Source organism: Streptomyces sp. YS-3 (assembly GCF_045257485.1).
Classification (GTDB): Bacteria; Actinomycetota; Actinomycetes; order Streptomycetales; family Streptomycetaceae; genus Streptomyces.
Genome location: NZ_JBJHPC010000007.1, coordinates 1 through 15,204, shown reverse-complemented (window position 1 = coordinate 15,204; position 15,204 = coordinate 1). Strand labels below are relative to the sequence as shown.

The window sequence follows — 15,204 nt, the reverse complement described above, 5'->3', positions numbered from 1 at the left end:
CCCTCAGTCCTGCTTCTCGCCGCTGGCGAACCGCGAGATCACCAGCGCCACGATGATGATCGCCCCGTTCAGGAACTGGTTCCACAGCGCCGGGACCCCGCCGAGCGTCATGACGTTGACGACGAGTTGCAGCGTCAGCACCCCGGTGAGCGCCCCGAACAGCGTGCCGCGCCCGCCCTTCAGGCTGATCCCGCCGATCACCGCCGCCGCGAACACCTGGAAGATCCAGCCGTTGCCCTGGGTCGCGGCCACCGAGCCGTAGTGGCCGGTGTAGAGGATCCCCGCGAACGCCGCGAGCAGACCGCCCAGCGCCAGCACCACCCAGGTGATCCGGTCCACCCGGATCCCGGCCGCCCGCGCCGCCTCGGGGTTGCCCCCGATCGCGTACAGGGCCCGCGCGTGCCGCAGCCAGGCGAGCGCGGCGCCGCCGACGGCGAAGAGCGTGAGGCAGATCCAGACGGCGGCCGGGGCGCCCAGCCACTCGGCCTTGCCGAGGTAGCGGAAGGACTCCGGTACATCGGTGATCGACTTGCCCTCGGTGATGCCGACGTGGAGGCCGCGCAGCATCGTCAGCATGCCGAGCGTGGCGATGAACCCGTTGACGTTCAGCTTCAGCATCAGAAAGCCGTTGACCGCCCCGATCACCACGCCCACCAGGAGGCAGAGCGGGACCGCCGTCCAGGTGGGCAGCAGTTCGAGCCCCGCGAACCGGCCGCCCCCGGAGGGCAGCACCAGCCACATCGCGATCACCGGCGCGATACCGATCGTGGACTCCAGCGAGAGGTCCATCCGGCCGCAGATGAGGATCAGGGCCTGGCCCAGCACCAGCAGGCTCAGCTCGGAGGACTGCTGGACCACGCCGATCAGGTTGTCCGAGGTGAGGAAGACCGGCGAGACGACGAAGCCGATCACCATCAGTACCAGGATCACCGGGACCAGCGAGAAGTCGCTCCAGCGCACCTGTGCGAGCCGCGCGGGCGCGCCCGCGTCCTTCACCTCGGCGGGCGCCGTGGTCACCGTCTCGGTCATGGCCGCTCCCCCACACCTTCCATGGCGGCGACCAGTTCCCGGTCGCTCCACCCGCTGTCGTATTCCGCCACGACCCGCCCGTGGAACAGTGCGAGCACCCGGTCGCACACCCGCAGGTCGTCGAGCTCGTCGGAGACGATCACGGCGGCGTTCCCCTCGTCCGCGACCCGCCGTACCACCGCGAGCAGCGCCTCCTTGGACTTCACGTCCACCCCGGCGGTCGGGCGCACCGCGACCAGCGCCACCGGCTTCCTCGCCAGCGCCCGGGCCACCACGACCTTCTGCTGGTTGCCGCCGGAGAGTCCGGAGACGGGCTGCCCGGGCCCGCGGGCCTTGATGTCGAGCGAGGCGATCATGGACCGGGCGAACTCCCGGGTACGGGAGGGCAGTACGGTCCCCCACGGCCCGAGCTGGTCGGTGACCGTGAGCGTGGCGTTCTCCGCGACCGAGCGCCCGGGCACCAGGCCCTGGCGGTGCCGGTCCTCGGGGATGTAGCCGATACCGGCGCCGAGGGCGTGCGGCACACTGCCGGGCCGCACCGTCCGCCCGCGCACCGCGATCCGGCCCGTGCTCGCCCGGCGCATCCCGGCCAGGGTCTCCCCGAGCGCGGTGTTCCCGCTGGCGGCGGCCCCCGCCAGGCCGAGCACCTCGCCGGGCCGCACGGCGAGGTCCAGCGGCTCGAACTCACCCTCCAGGGCGAGCCCTTCGGCCGTGAGGACCGCCGCCGCGTCCCGGCGCGCCGTACGGGTTCCCGCGGGCCGCGGGGCCGCCCGGCCCGTCTCGCCGGTCATCGCCGCCACCAGGTCGTCCTTGGCCAGCTCCGCCACCGGCGCGGTCAGCACGTGCCGGGCGTCGCGGTAGACGGTGACGGCGGTGCACAGCTCGTACACCTCCTGGAGGTGGTGCGAGATGAAGAGGAACGCCACACCCTGCGCCTGGAGTTCGCGCAGCCTGGTGAACAGGCGCTCGATGCCGCGCGCGTCCAGTTGGGCGGTCGGCTCGTCCAGGACGATCAGCCGGGCGCCGAAGGAGAGCGCGCGGGCGATCTCCACGAACTGGCGCTGCTCCACGGTCAGTTCCCTGGCCCGTACGGTCGGGTCGACGTCCACCCCGTACTCGGCGAGCAGCTCCGCGGCGCGCCGCCGCAGCCGGTCCCAGCGGATCGGACCGCGCTCGAACCGGTTGAGGAAGAGGTTCTCGGCGACGGTCAGCTCCGGGACGACCATGGAGCGCTGGTAGACGCACGCCACCCTGGACTGCCAGGCGACCCGGTCGCCGAACGCGGGCGCGGGCGCCCCGCCGAAGGCCACCGTCCCGGCGTCCGGCCGGTGCAGTCCGGTGACCACGCCGACCAGGGTGGACTTGCCCGCGCCGTTGCGGCCGACGAGCGCGTGGGACTCGCCGGGACGCACGGTCAGTCCGACCGAGTCGAGCGCCAGGGTCGGCCCGAAGCGCTTGACGACGCCCCGGGCCTCCAGGGCGGGCTCGGCGCCCACGGTCAGTCCTTCTTCTGGAGCTGGTTGGCCCACAGCGCCGGGTCACCGGCGTTCGCCCTGGTCACCAGGGGCGCCGGGAGCTGGTCCTCGTACCCGCCGGGAATCTTGACGATGGTGGAGCCGTGGTCGGTGGGGCCCTCCTTGAAGGTCTTTTTGTCCAGGGCCGCCTTGGCGTAGTACAGCGCGTACTTGGCGTAGAGGTCGGCGGGCTGGGAGACGGTGGCGTCGATCTTCCCGGCCTTGATGGCGTCGAGCTCCTCGGGGATGCCGTCGTTGGAGACGATGGTGAGGTGGCCGGGTGCGCCCGGCGGCTTCAGCAGGTGCTTCTGCTCCAGGAGGGCGAGGGTGGGCTGGAGGAAGACACCGCCCGCCTGCATGTAGATGCCGTTCAGGTCGGGGTGGGCGGCGAGGGTCGACTGCAGCTTGGCGGAGGCGACGTCGCCCTTCCAGTCGGTGGCCAGCTCGAAGACCTGGATACCGGGGAACTTGCTGCTCATGCAGGCCTTGAACGCCTGCGAGCGGTCGCGGCCGTTGATGGAGGACAGATCGCCCTGGAACTCGGCGACCTTGCCCCTGCCCTTCAGCTGCTCGCCGAGGAACGCGCAGGCCTTCTCGCCGTACGCCTTGTTGTCGGCGCGCACCACCATGTAGACATCGCCCTTGTCGGGGCGGGTGTCGACGCTGATGACCGGGATCTTCCGGTCGTGCAGGGTCTCCAGGGTGGAGGCGATGGCCCCGGTGTCCTGCGGGGCCATGATCACCGCCTTGGCGCCCCGGTCCATGAAGGCCTGGACGTTGGCGACGAGCTTGCCGATGTCGTTCTGGGAGTTGGTGAGGGGCAGCGCCGAGACCTCGCCCGCCTTGGTGCCCCGCTCGATGTACTGCTGGTAGGAGTTCCAGAAGTCGCCGTCGCTGCGCGGCAGGTCGATACCGACCTTCTGGTCCCCGGCGCCGCCGGATTCGCGGTTGCAGCCCGCCAGTGCCCCGGCCGCCAGGAGGACGCAGCAGGCGGCGGTGGTCGTACGCACTCTCATGGTCGTGTCCTTCGCGGTTCGCGGCTCAGTGGGTGGGGCGCGTGCGCAGGCCCTGCATACCGCCGTCGACGGCCAGGCCGGTACCGGTCACACAGGAGGCGGCCGGGCTCGCCAGATACGCGATGGCGGCGGCCACCTCGTCGGCGGTGACCAGCCGTCCCATGGGCTGGCGGGCCCGCAGCGCCGCCCGCTCGGCCTCCGGGTCCTCGGCCCCGGCCAGCAGCCGGGCGACCCATGGGGTGTCGGCCGTGCCGGGGTTGACGCAGTTCACCCGGATCCCCTCGGCCACGTGGTCGGCGGCCATGGCGAGGGTGAGGGAGAGCACCGCGCCCTTGGCGGCGCTGTACAGGGCGCGCCCGGGCAGTCCGGCGGTCGCGGCGATCGAGCAGGTGTGGGTGACGGAGACGTGGCCGGGCCGGTCCCGCGCGGCGCGGCGCAGGTGCGGCAGCGCGTGCCGGGCGACGCGGACCATCCCGAGGACGTTGACGTCCAGGACGCGGTGCCACTCGGTGTCGTCGTTGTCCTCCACGGTGCCGGTGGCGCCGGTCCCGGCGTTGGAGACGAGGGTGTGCAGGGCGCCGAACTCCGCCACGGCCCGCTCCACCGCCTCCCGTACGCCCGCGTCGTCGGTGACGTCGGCCTCCAGGGCGAGGGTGCCGGGCGGGGCGCCGGCGACGTCGCGGTCGAGGACGGCGACGCGGGCGCCCCGGGCGAGGAGCAGCCCGGCGGTGGCCGCGCCGATCCCGGAGGCGCCGCCGGTGACCAGTGCGGCCAGGCCGGCGAAGTCCTGGGGGGCGGCGCCGGGGGCGGTGAAGTCCTGGGGCACGCTCATGAGATGACCTCCTCGGCCGGCCGGCGGGAGCGCCAGGCCGGGCCGTCCGGATAGCGGTGGGCGGCGATCGACTCGGGGCGCATCCGGGCCGAGAAACCCGGTGCGTCCGGGGCGCGGTACCGGCCGCCCTCGATGACGGCCGGGTCGGTGAAGTGCTCGTGGAGGTGGTCGACGTACTCGATGACCCGGTCCTCCCGGGTGCCCGAGACGGCCACGTAGTCGAACATCGCCAGATGCTGGACGAGTTCGCACAGGCCGACACCGCCCGCGTGCGGGCAGACCGGTACGCCGTACTTGGCGGCCAGCAGCAGGATCGCCAGGTTCTCGTTGACGCCGGAGACCCGGGCCGCGTCGATCTGCACGAAGTCCACCGCGCCCGCCTGGAGCAGTTGCTTGAACACGACCCGGTTGGCGACGTGTTCGCCGGTGGCCACCTTCACCGGCTGCCCGGCCCGCACCGCCGCGTGGCCGAGCACGTCGTCGGGGCTGGTCGGCTCCTCGATCCAGTACGGGGCGTACGGGGCGAGCGCGGCCATCCAGCGCAGCGCGTCCGGCACGTCCCAGCGCTGGTTGGCGTCGACGGCGATGCGGATGCCGGGTCCGACGGCCGCGCGGGCCAGGCGCAGACGCCGTACGTCGTCGTCGAGGTCGGCGCCGACCTTCAGCTTGATCTGCGCGAAGCCGTCCGCGACCGCCTCCTTGGCGAGCCGGACCAGCTTGGCGTCGTCGTAGCCGAGCCAGCCGGGCGAGGTGGTGTACGCGGGGTAGCCCTCGGCACGCAGCAGCCGGGCCCGCTCGGCGCGGCCCGGTTCGGCGGCGCGCAGCAGGGCGAGCGCCTCCTGCCGGGTCAGGACGTCGGTGAGGTAGCGGAAGTCGACGAGGGAGACCAGCTCCTCGGGGGTCATCGTGGCGAGGAACTCCCAGACGGGCAGGCCCGCAGTGGTCGCGGCCAGGTCCCAGGCGGCGTTGACGACCGCGCCGGCCGCCATGTGGACGACGCCCTTCTCGGGGCCGAGCCAGCGCAGCTGCGAGTCGTGGGTGAGGTCGTGATGGAGGGCCGCGAGGTCGGCGGCGTCCCTCGGCGCCGGGCGGCCCACCACGTACGGCCGCAGCGCCTCGATGGCGGCGGCGGTCACCTCGTTGCCCCGGCCGATGGTGAACACGAAGCCGTGGCCCTCGGTGCGGGCCGGTCCGTCGGTGCGCAGCACCACATAGGCGGCCGAGTAGTCCGGGTCGGGGTTCATCGCGTCCGAGCCGTCCAGCCGCTCCGAGGTGGGGAAGCGGATGTCGTGGACGTCGAACCCGGTGACACTCGGCCTCATGCGCGCCCCCTGTGGCTGAGTCCTGACGGAAGAACTCTTGCGACGAACTTCTGCTCGAACATCCGACCTCTCATGGTCATCCGATGTATGAGGATGTATAGCGCCGTCCGGACCCTGCGGTCCAGGGGTGGGACCGAGGTTTTCGCTTCACAGCTCGGATGAATCAAGGAAGCGCTTCGCCCGTGCCCCGGCTTTCACCCCTTCATGCGCGGATCACTCCGGTGGGCAGCGGACCGTGCACGGGGGCTGCGGCGGGGTAGTGCTGAAGCCGTAAGGTTGGGACGTACGCAAGAGAACTTCGGAGGGAGGCACTGGGTGATCGAGCTGGAGGGAGTTCCCGAGCTGGTCGACCCGGTCATGATCGCCGCGTTCGAGGGCTGGAACGACGCGGGCGACTCCGCCTCCTCAGCCGTCGCTCACCTGGAACGCGAGTGGAAGGGCGAGGTCTTCGCCGCGCTCGACGCCGAGGACTACTACGACTTCCAGGTCAACCGGCCCACCGTGTTCCTGGAGGGCGGGGTCCGCCGGATCACCTGGCCGACCACCCGGCTCTCGGTCGTCCGGGTCGGCGGCGACAAGCCGCGCGATCTGGTGCTGGTGCGCGGGATCGAACCGTCCATGCGCTGGCGCTCGTTCTGCAACGAGATCCTCGGCTTCGCGCACGAGCTCGGCGTGGAGATGGTGGTGATCCTGGGCGCGCTGCTCGGGGACACCCCGCACACCCGCCCGGTTCCGGTCAGCGGGGTCACCTCCGACCCCGACCTGGCCCGCACGATGGACCTGGAGGAGACCCGGTACGAGGGTCCGACCGGCATCGTCGGCATCCTCCAGGAGGCGTGCACCCACGCGGGCGTCCCGGCGGTCAGCCTCTGGGCCGCGGTGCCCCACTACGTGTCGCAGCCGCCGAACCCCAAGGCCACCCTCGCCCTGCTCAACCGCCTCGAAGACCTCATCGACCTGCGCATCCCGCTGGGCGAGCTGGCCGAGGACGCCCGGGCGTGGCAGCTCGGGGTGGACCAGCTGGCGGCCGAGGACAGCGAAGTGGCCGAGTACGTCCAGACGCTGGAGGAGGCGCGGGACACCGCGGACCTCCCCGAGGCGTCCGGCGAGGCGATCGCCCGCGAGTTCGAGCGGTATCTGCGGCGCCGCGACGGCGGTCCGGGGCCCGGCGGCCCGGTGGCCGGCGGGCACGCCACCGAGGGCGGCGAGTCCACCTCGTACCTGCGCGACACCAGCAGCGGTCGCACCCGGCCGCCGAAGCCGTCGCGCGAGGACCCGGAGGACCCGGGCGAGGGCGAGTCGTCGGAGGGCTGAGCGGGAGCGTCCGGCCGGGGCGCGCGGCCGGCCCTGGTTGCGGCTCCGGCTCCTCGCCGCCCCGGGTGGGACGCGGGCCGACATGAGAAGGCGCCGGGTGGGCACTGCCCGCCCGGCGCCTGAGCGATCTTGGTTCGCCTGAGCGATCTTGGTTACAGCGCCACGCCGAGCAGTGCGTCGACGGCGCGCGAGACCACGCCGGGCGCGCTCTCGTCCGTACCGCCCTCGTCGCGCTGGAGCTCGGCCCACCGGTCCACCGCGCGGAGCGCCGTCGGCGCGTCCAGGTCGTTGGCGAGGGCGTCGCGGACCTCCTCGACCAGCGCGTCCGCGGACGGCCCGTCGGGGCGGGAGACGGCCGCGCGCCAGCGGGCCAGCCGCTCCACGGCGTCCTGGAGGACCTGGTCGGTCCACTCCCAGTCGGCCCGGTAGTGGTGCGCGAGCAGCGAGAGGCGGATCGCCGCCGGGTCGACGCCGTCGCGGCGCAGCCGGGAGACGAAGACCAGGTTGCCCCGGGACTTCGACATCTTCTCGCCGTGCAGGGCGACCATGCCGGCGTGGACGTACGCCTTGGCCATCGGGAACTCGCCGGTGAGCACCTGGGCGTGCGAGGCGCCCATCTCGTGGTGCGGGAAGGCGAGGTCGGAGCCGCCGCCCTGGACGTCGAAGCCCATGCCCAGGTGGTCCAGGGCGATGGCGACGCACTCGATGTGCCAGCCGGGCCTGCCACGGCCCAGGCTCGCGCCGTCCCAGCTCGGCTCGCCCTCGCGGGCGGCCATCCACAGCATCGGGTCGAGCGGGTTCTTCTTCCCCGGGCGCTCGGGGTCGCCGCCGCGCTCGGCGGAGAGCCGCCGCATGGCCTCGGCGTCGAGACCGGAGACCTGCCCGAAGTGGGCGTCGCTCTCCACCGAGAAGTAGATGTCGCCGTCGAGTTCGTAGGCGGCGCCCAGGTCCCGCAGCCGCTCGACGAGCGGCACGATCCCCGGTATCGCCTCGACGGCACCGATGTAGTGCTCGGGGGGAAGCATCCGCAGGGCGGTCATGTCCTCGCGGAAGAGGGCGGTCTCGCGCTCGGCGAGCGCGGTCCAGTCGTGCCCGTCGCGGATGGCCCGCTCCAGGAGCGGATCGTCGACGTCGGTCACGTTCTGGACGTAGTGGACCTGCCGCTTGGTGTCGAGCCACACGCGCTGCACGAGGTCGAACGCGTTGTAGGTCGCCGCGTGACCCATGTGGGTCGCGTCGTACGGCGTGATGCCGCAGACGTAGATACGGGCGACGGGACCGGGGTCGAGGGTGACCAGACCGCCGGTCGCGGTGTCGTGGATCCGGAGGTCGCGGCCCTTGCCGGGCAGGGCGGGGACCTCAGAAGCGGGCCAGGCATACATGTCATGAGCGTAACCGGACGCACGCTCCAGATTCGAACCGGATGGGCGCTCTTGGCCGAATGAGGGGTCTTGCGCGGATGGGGCGGCCCGTGCATGGATCCCGCTTGCCCCGATACGTCACCGGCGGCGGGACTACACCGGTGGCCAGGGGATCGGCGGCCACTCGCCGGACGGGCTGCGGTGCACCCCGTCGGCCAGCAGACCCGCCACCCGGCCCCGCAGGGCGTCCAGCTCGGCGGCGGTGATCAGCTCCGCCAGTCGGGTGGCCAGCGGCTCCCCGGGGGCCAGCGCGGCGGCGAGCCGGGTCAGGGCCGCCACGGCCTCACCGGTCAGCGGCTCCCCCGCCCAGCCCCACAGCAGCGTGCGCAGCTTGTCGTCGACGTTGAAGGTGACCCCGTGGTCGATGCCGTAGAGCCGGCCGCCCTCGGCGGGCAGCAGATGGCCGCCCTTGCGGTCACCGTTGTTGATCACCGCGTCCAGTACGGCGAGCCGGCGCAGCCGTTCGTCGTCGGCGTGCACCAACAGGGCCGTACGGCCCTCGCCCACGTCCGCGAGCCCGACCGGCTTCCAGCCCTCGCCCGGCTCCTCGCCCTCGACGAGCGCCAGCAGTCCGTCCTGGCCGGAAGCCTCGGTTTCTCCGGTCGGCGGCTCGATCCACAGCTGGACCATGCCCTCGCCGTACGGCCCGTCGCGCAGCACGGTCGGCGGCACCAGGTCCCAGCCGAGCGCGGCGCAGACCTCGTACGCGGCGACCTCGCGCTGGGCGAGGGTGCCGTCGGGGAAGTCCCACAGCGGACGCTCGCCGGCCACCGGCTTGTAGACGCAGTGGGCCTGCGAGCCCTCGTACGACACGGAGCAGTAGAGCACCGCGTTGGACGCCTCGCGGATCCGGCCACGGACGGTGAGTTCGCCCTTGGCCAGCAGTTCCACCGGCGTCAGGCTCCCCGTCGGTATCCGTTCTGGCGCGGGCATACATGTCCTTCCGGGTCGAGCGGCAGGCTGCACAGCGGGCACGGCGGGCGGCCCGCGTTGACCACGTCCAGGGCGCGCTTGGCGAATGCGCGGGCCTGGGCGCCGGTGAGGCGCACCCGCAGCATCGGCGGGCCGTTCTCGTCGTCCTGGAGCAGCCGCTCCTCGGCCTCGGCGAGGTCCTCGTCGGAGTCGGCGTCGAGCTCGACCAGGGCCTGCGCCTCGATCACCATGCGCTGCTCCTCGCCGTCCCAGGCGAGCGCCATCGTGCCGACCCGGAACTCCTCCTCCACCGGCGAGTCCAGCGGCGCGGTGTCGGTGACCTCGGCGGGGGCGACGGCCGGTACGGGCGCGTTGCCCCCGGTGCGCCGCACGACCTCGTCGAGAAGCTCGTCGATCCGCTCGGCGAGGGCGGCGACCTGGGTCTTCTCCAGGGCGACGCTGGTGGTACGGCTGCCCGCGGACGCCTGGAGGAAGAACGTACGGCGCCCGGGCAGCCCGACCGTACCGGCCACGAAGCGGTCCGGTGGGTCGTAGAAGAACACCTGACGGGACACGTCCTGGTCTCCCTATGTCGGAGTGAGCGATGAGCGCGGGGCCGCCGGGGCGGAGCGCGGTGTTTTCGGCCCGTCCACCCTACTGCGCCCGGCGATCACGGTGCTCCCGCGCCACCCCCCACGACGGCCCGGCCCTCGGCGGCCGGGTCCGCGTCCCCCTTCGGCTCCCGCGGCGCCAGCGAGGCGAGGTCCCCGGTCTCCCCCAGCCGCACCAGGAAAGGGCGCAGCCGGGTGTAGCGGATCACGGTCAGGGAACACGGTTCCACCGAGATCCGCTGAAAGAGGTCCAGATGCATTCCAAGGGCGTCGGCGACGACCGACTTGATGATGTCCCCGTGCGAGCACACGAGGAACACGGCGTCCGGCCCGTGTTCGGCCTCCACGCGCGCGTCCCACTCGCGCACCGCGTCGACGGCCCGCCGCTGCATGGCCGGCATCGACTCGCCGCCCGGGAAGGCCGCGGCCGACGGGTGCTGCTGCACCACCTCCATCAGCGGCTCTTCCATGAGCTCGGCGAGCTTGCGGCCCGACCAGTCGCCGTAGTCGCACTCGCTGACGCGTTCGTCGGTGTGGAGGGCGAGCCCGGGCCGCGCGTCCAGGAGCGGGCGCAGGGTCTCCCGGCAGCGCTCCAGCGGACTGGAGACGACGGCGGCGAGCGGCAGTCCGGCGAGCCGGGCGGGCAGCGCGGCGGCCTGGGCGGCGCCGCGCTCGTCCAGCGGCACACCGGGTGTGCGCCCGGCCAGTACGCCCGAGGTGTTGGCGGTGGAGCGTCCGTGACGTACGAGGATCAGCGTGGCCATGTCCGCCAGCGTAGGCCGAGCGGTGCGCACGGGTGCGGGCGGTACGGTTTCGCGGAAGAATGCGCGCCGTGATCGTCGACTGCGCCGTCTACCGGGACGGCCGCCGCACCGAGGGCCCGCCGGACTACTCCGACGCGCTGGAAGAGGCCCGCTCGGCCGGGGGCGGATTTGTCTGGCTGGGCATGTACGAGCCGACCGAGGACGAGTTCGAGCTGGTCAGAAGCGAGTTCGGACTGCACGCGCTGGCGGTCGAGGACGCGCTGACGGCCCATCAGCGGCCCAAGCTGGAGGTGTACGACGACTCGCTGTTCGCGGTGCTCAAGCCGGTGACGTACGAGGCGGAGAGCGACACCGTGAGCACCGGGGAGCTGATGCTGTTCATCGGCGACTCGTTCGTGGTGACCGTCCGGCACGGCGAGGGCTCGCCGCTGCACGATGTGCGGATGCGCCTGGAGGCGGAGCCCGAACTGCTGCGGCAGGGTCCCAGTGCCGTCCTGTACGCGGTGAGCGACGCCATCGTCGACCACTACATGGAAGTGGCCGCCGAGCTCCAGACGGACCTGGAGGAGCTGGAGGCCGAGGTCTTCGCGCCGGTCGGACGGGAGAACAGGGGCCGCGCCCAGGCGGGCGGCACGGTCGCCTCGCGGATCTACACCTTCAAGCGGCAGGTGCTGGAGTTCCGCCGGGCGACCGGACCGCTGGCGGAGCCCATGCAGCGGCTCGCGGGGGCCGGGGTGCCGTTCGTGCACGACCAGGCACGGCCGTTCTTCCGCGACGTCAGCGACCACCTCACCCGCGCCAACGAGGGCGTGGACAGCCTGGACCGGCTGCTCTCCGACATCCTCTCCGCCCATCTCGCGCAGATGGGCGTGCGGCAGAACGACGACATGCGCAAGATCTCCGCGTGGGCGGCGATGGCGGCGGTGCCGACGATGGTCGCGGGGATCTACGGCATGAACTTCGAGCACATGCCCGAACTCGGCTACGTCTGGGCCTATCCGACGGTCCTGGCGCTGATGGTGGTGCTCGAAGTGGTGCTGTACCGCACGTTCAAACGCCGCGGCTGGCTCTAGGGATTCCGGGCCCCCGGCCCCCCGTCACGCGAACCCGGGCGCCGGGAGGGCCGGTCCGCCGAGCGCGTCGAGGCGCTCGGGCATCTTCAGGGAGACCATCCGCCGCCAGCCGGCCGCCCGTTCCCAGGCGTACATCATGTGGACGCCGGCCGTCAGCGCCGCGGACGTGGTCCGCGACCAGCCCAGGAGGCGGCCCATGTGGGCCGTCACGGCGAGGCCGACGTCCCGGTAGACCCGGATCTCGGCGAGCGCGTACTCGCGCAGCACGCGCTGGATGGTGCGGCCGTGCCCGGCGCGGGCGAGGCGCAGCAGCTCCTCGTGGCAGTAGGCGAGGTGGCTGTCCTCGTCGTCACTGATCATCCGGACCGCCCGGCCCACCTCGGGGTGGTCCCCGAAGTACCGCACCAGCATCGCCATCTGCTCGGCGGCGCGCTGCTCGGTGACCCGGCTGTGCGCGAGGTAGGTGATGACGTCCCGCTCGGTGAGCGGTCGCTTGGCACGCAGCCGTTCGTGGGCGAGGCCGATGCCCCGGCGCTCCAGGAGCATCGTGTAGTCGGTCGCCGCCGGTACCGGGACAGGGGTGAGGCCGCGCTTCTTGAGCAGGGCGCGGAAGATCCGCCCGTGCTTGTCCTCGTCGGCGCCGTGCCGGGCGACCCTGGGGGCGAGGTGGCCGAGCTCCGGCGGGACCAGGGCGGAGATACGGCCGTTCTCCCAGCCGCCCTGGCTCTCGCCGCCGGCCGCGATCGAGCAGAACAGCCGGTACGACTCGTCGTGGTCGAGGATCTCCTGGAACAGGCTCTTGGCCGAAAGCATCGCCGTACCTCCGCATGACTCCCGTACAGACATCCGCAAAGAGCAAGTCAAGTGCTCAGGACAGAACGGGGCAACAGGGGTGGCTCCGCGCTGGGCCGAACGAAGGAACGCGCCGGGGCGCCGCCGCCCGTAACCGACGGGGCGCACGGCGCGTTGTTGAGGGTGACGGCCGTGGCGGGGAAGACCCCCCGAGCCCCCACCACGGCCGCGGACTTCCCTCCGCCTTCCCGGCTACGCCAGACCGGCGTGCTCCAGCGCCTCCATGCCCGCGCGCAGGGCCGCAACGCGCTCGTCGAGCGTGAAGCCGGCCGGGGCGAGGGTGAGCGTGGTGACCCCCGCGGCGGCGTAGGCCCGCATCCGGTCGGCGATGCGCTCCACCGAGCCGAGCAGGGTCGTGGAGTCGATGAGCTGGTGCGGGATGGCGGCGGCGGCGCCCGCCTTGTCGCCCGAGAGGTACTTGTCCTGGATCTCCGCGGCCTCCTTCTCGTACCCCATGCGCTGCGCGAGCTGGTTGTAGAAGTTCTGCTTGCGGCTGCCCATGCCGCCCACGTAGAGCGCGGTGTACGGGCGGAACATGTCGGCGAGGGCGCCGACATCGCCGTCCGCGCCGAGCGCCAGCGGCAGCGTGGGGCAGATGTCGAAGCCCTCCAGCGTCCTGCCCGCCTTCTCGCGGCCCGCCCGGATGTGGCGGATCGCGGTGTCCTCCAGGTGGTCGGCGGAGGGGAAGATCAGCAGCGCGCCGTCGGCGATCTCGCCGGTCTGCTCCAGGTTCTTGGGGCCGATGGCCGCGATGTAGAGCGGGATGTGCTCGCGCTCGGGGTGGACGGTGAGCTTGAGCGCCTTGCCCGGGCCGCCGGGCAGCGGCAGCGTCCAGTGCTCGCCCTCGTAGCTGAGCCGCTCGCGGGTCATCGCCCGGCGGACGATCTCCACGTACTCCCGGGTGCGGGCGAGCGGCTTGTCGAACTTGACGCCGTACCAGCCCTCGGAGACCTGCGGGCCCGAGACGCCGAGGCCCAGACGGAACCGGCCACCGGAGAGCGAGTCGAGGGTGGCGGCGGTCATCGCCGTCATCGCGGGCTGGCGGGCCGGGATCTGGAGGATGGCGGAGCCGACGTCGATGCGCTCGGTCCGGGCGGCGACCCAGGCCAGGACGGTGGGCGCGTCCGAGCCATAGGCCTCGGCGGCCCAGCAGACGTCGTAGCCGAGCCGGTCGGCCTCCTGGGCGACGGCGAGATTGTCGCCGTCCATTCCGGCGCCCCAGTAGCCGAGGTTGATCCCGAGCCGCATGACGGTCCCCTTACTGATCAGTAACGTCCCTGTTCCCGGGGACTCTAGCGCGCGGGCGGGCGCCGGGGCAGGGCTCCCGGAGCCGAGTTGTCCACAGGGCCCCACCGGTCTCGGCCGTGGCCAGTAATCTCAGCCCCCATGGAGCTAAGGCACCTGGGCCGTACGGGCCTGCGCGTATCCCGGATCGGGCTCGGCACCCTCACCTGGGGCCGGGACACCGACGAGCACGACGCCGCCGATCTGCTGAAGGCTTTCTGGGAGGCCGGGGGCACCCTGGTCGACACGGCGGACGTGTACGGGGGCGGGGACGCCGAATACCTGCTGGGGCGGCTGGTGGAGCGGCTGGTGCCGCGCCGCGACCTGGTCATCGCGACCAAGGCGGGCAGCGTGCCCGACCCGGACCGGCGCTTCGACGGCTCGCGCGGCCATCTGCTCGCCGCGCTCGACGAGTCGCTGGAACGTCTCGGCACGGACTATGTCGACATCTGGCAGGTGCACGCCTTCGATCCGGCGACCCCGCTCGAAGAGACGYTCCAGGCCCTGGACATCGCGGTCGGCAGCGGCCGGGTGCGGTACGCGGGCGTGTCCAACTTCTGCGGCTGGCAGCTCGCCAAGGCCGCCACCTGGCAGCTGGGCGCCCCGGGCGTACGGACCCGGCTGGCCAGTACGCAGATGGAGTACTCGCTGCTCCAGCGCGGGGTGGAGCGGGAGGTGCTGCCGGCCGCGCTCGACCTCGGGATCGGGCTGCTGCCGTCCTCGCCGCTGGGGCGCGGGGTGCTGACGGGGAAGTACCGCAACGGCACCCCGGCGGACTCCCGCGGGGCCTCCCAGGCGCTCGCCCCCTTCGTCGCGCCCTATCTCGACGAGCCGGCCAGCCGGATCGTCGAGGCGGTGGCGATAGCCGCGGACGGCCTCGCGGCGACGCCGTTGCAGGTCGCGCTCGCGTGGGTGCGGGACCGGCCCGGAGTGACCGCGCCGATCGTCGGCGCGCGCAACGCGCAGCAGCTCACGGCGGCGTTGTCAGTGGAGGCGCTTAGTCTTCCAGACGAGATCTGCCGGGCGCTGGACGATGTGTCGGCGCCCGTGCACCGCTATCCCGACCAGGACTGGAGCACCCTGTGACCGCGCTTCCCCCGGGGACGGCCCCCGGAACCCCGACCGAAGGCGCCCCCGGCACCGAGACCGGCGGGGCCGATGTGGCCGAGGCCGCCGACACGCCCGAAGGCGTGGGGGAGGCCGCGGAGGACTCGCCTCCGTCCGCTCCGGAGACCGCGGAGGCGGGCGGGGGTCCCGGGC

Annotated in this window: 14 protein-coding genes; 3 read left to right on the top strand and 11 right to left on the bottom strand. The window is 72.8% G+C overall.

Going from position 1 to position 15,204, the window contains the following annotated elements:
* Window positions 1-3 precede the first annotated feature (3 nt).
* From ACJA3G_RS01540 to ACJA3G_RS01520, 5 genes are read right to left on the bottom strand one after another with little or no spacing between them, the layout of a single operon-like run.
* Window positions 4-1,029, bottom strand: a complete 1,026-nt coding sequence (locus ACJA3G_RS01540; protein ID WP_406551007.1) for an ABC transporter permease — start codon at window positions 1,027-1,029, stop codon at window positions 4-6.
* Window positions 1,026-2,525: a sugar ABC transporter ATP-binding protein gene (locus ACJA3G_RS01535; RefSeq protein WP_406551006.1), complete on the bottom strand. Its 1,500-nt coding sequence runs from the start codon at window positions 2,523-2,525 to the stop codon at window positions 1,026-1,028. Before ACJA3G_RS01535 ends, ACJA3G_RS01540 begins: the two co-directional genes overlap by 4 nt.
* A 2-nt stretch (window positions 2,526-2,527) precedes the next feature.
* Window positions 2,528-3,559, bottom strand: coding sequence for a sugar ABC transporter substrate-binding protein (locus ACJA3G_RS01530; protein WP_406551005.1), 1,032 nt, complete (start codon window positions 3,557-3,559; stop codon window positions 2,528-2,530).
* A 25-nt stretch (window positions 3,560-3,584) separates the two neighbouring features.
* Window positions 3,585-4,391: an SDR family NAD(P)-dependent oxidoreductase gene (locus ACJA3G_RS01525; protein WP_406551004.1), complete on the bottom strand. Its 807-nt coding sequence runs from the start codon at window positions 4,389-4,391 to the stop codon at window positions 3,585-3,587.
* A complete protein-coding gene (locus ACJA3G_RS01520) occupies window positions 4,388-5,713 on the bottom strand; it encodes an enolase C-terminal domain-like protein (protein ID WP_406551003.1) in 1,326 nt (441 codons plus the stop codon). Before ACJA3G_RS01520 ends, ACJA3G_RS01525 begins: the two co-directional genes overlap by 4 nt.
* Window positions 5,714-6,028: 315 nt before the next feature.
* On the opposite strand from ACJA3G_RS01520, the gene ACJA3G_RS01515 reads away from it, so the two are divergent.
* Window positions 6,029-7,027 (top strand): PAC2 family protein, encoded by a 999-nt coding sequence (locus ACJA3G_RS01515; RefSeq protein ID WP_406551002.1) that lies wholly within the window; start codon window positions 6,029-6,031, stop codon window positions 7,025-7,027.
* 152 nt (window positions 7,028-7,179) lie between these two features.
* Here the strand turns inward: ACJA3G_RS01515 and mshC are convergent, their stop codons facing one another.
* The 4 genes from mshC to ACJA3G_RS01495 all read right to left on the bottom strand — a co-directional run bounded on the left by mshC (window position 7,180) and on the right by ACJA3G_RS01495 (window position 10,735).
* Window positions 7,180-8,409 (bottom strand): cysteine--1-D-myo-inosityl 2-amino-2-deoxy-alpha-D-glucopyranoside ligase, encoded by a 1,230-nt coding sequence (gene mshC, locus ACJA3G_RS01510; RefSeq protein ID WP_406551001.1) that lies wholly within the window; start codon window positions 8,407-8,409, stop codon window positions 7,180-7,182.
* 132 nt (window positions 8,410-8,541) lie between these two features.
* On the bottom strand, window positions 8,542-9,381 hold the full coding sequence (locus tag ACJA3G_RS01505) for an SCO1664 family protein (RefSeq protein ID WP_406551000.1): 840 nt from the start codon (window positions 9,379-9,381) through the stop codon (window positions 8,542-8,544).
* Window positions 9,345-9,935, bottom strand: coding sequence for a DUF3090 domain-containing protein (locus tag ACJA3G_RS01500; RefSeq protein ID WP_358834913.1), 591 nt, complete (start codon window positions 9,933-9,935; stop codon window positions 9,345-9,347). The genes ACJA3G_RS01505 and ACJA3G_RS01500 overlap by 37 nt, the downstream gene beginning before the upstream one ends.
* Before the next feature lie 95 nt (window positions 9,936-10,030).
* A complete protein-coding gene (locus ACJA3G_RS01495; protein WP_406550999.1) occupies window positions 10,031-10,735 on the bottom strand; it encodes a histidine phosphatase family protein in 705 nt (234 codons plus the stop codon).
* A gap of 59 nt (window positions 10,736-10,794) precedes the next feature.
* On the opposite strand from ACJA3G_RS01495, the gene corA reads away from it, so the two are divergent.
* Window positions 10,795-11,808, top strand: coding sequence for a magnesium/cobalt transporter CorA (gene corA, locus ACJA3G_RS01490; protein WP_406550998.1), 1,014 nt, complete (start codon window positions 10,795-10,797; stop codon window positions 11,806-11,808).
* A gap of 24 nt (window positions 11,809-11,832) precedes the next feature.
* Here the strand turns inward: corA and ACJA3G_RS01485 are convergent, their stop codons facing one another.
* Window positions 11,833-12,621 (bottom strand): ferritin-like domain-containing protein, encoded by a 789-nt coding sequence (locus ACJA3G_RS01485; RefSeq protein ID WP_406550997.1) that lies wholly within the window; start codon window positions 12,619-12,621, stop codon window positions 11,833-11,835.
* 231 nt (window positions 12,622-12,852) lie between these two features.
* A complete protein-coding gene (locus ACJA3G_RS01480; RefSeq protein ID WP_406550996.1) occupies window positions 12,853-13,908 on the bottom strand; it encodes an LLM class F420-dependent oxidoreductase in 1,056 nt (351 codons plus the stop codon).
* Window positions 13,909-14,046: 138 nt separating this feature from the next.
* Between ACJA3G_RS01480 and ACJA3G_RS01475 the strand changes: the two genes are divergently transcribed.
* Complete coding sequence (locus ACJA3G_RS01475; RefSeq protein ID WP_406550995.1) at window positions 14,047-15,030, top strand: aldo/keto reductase; 984 nt, start codon at window positions 14,047-14,049, stop codon at window positions 15,028-15,030.
* The last annotated feature ends 174 nt before the right edge of the window (window positions 15,031-15,204 follow it).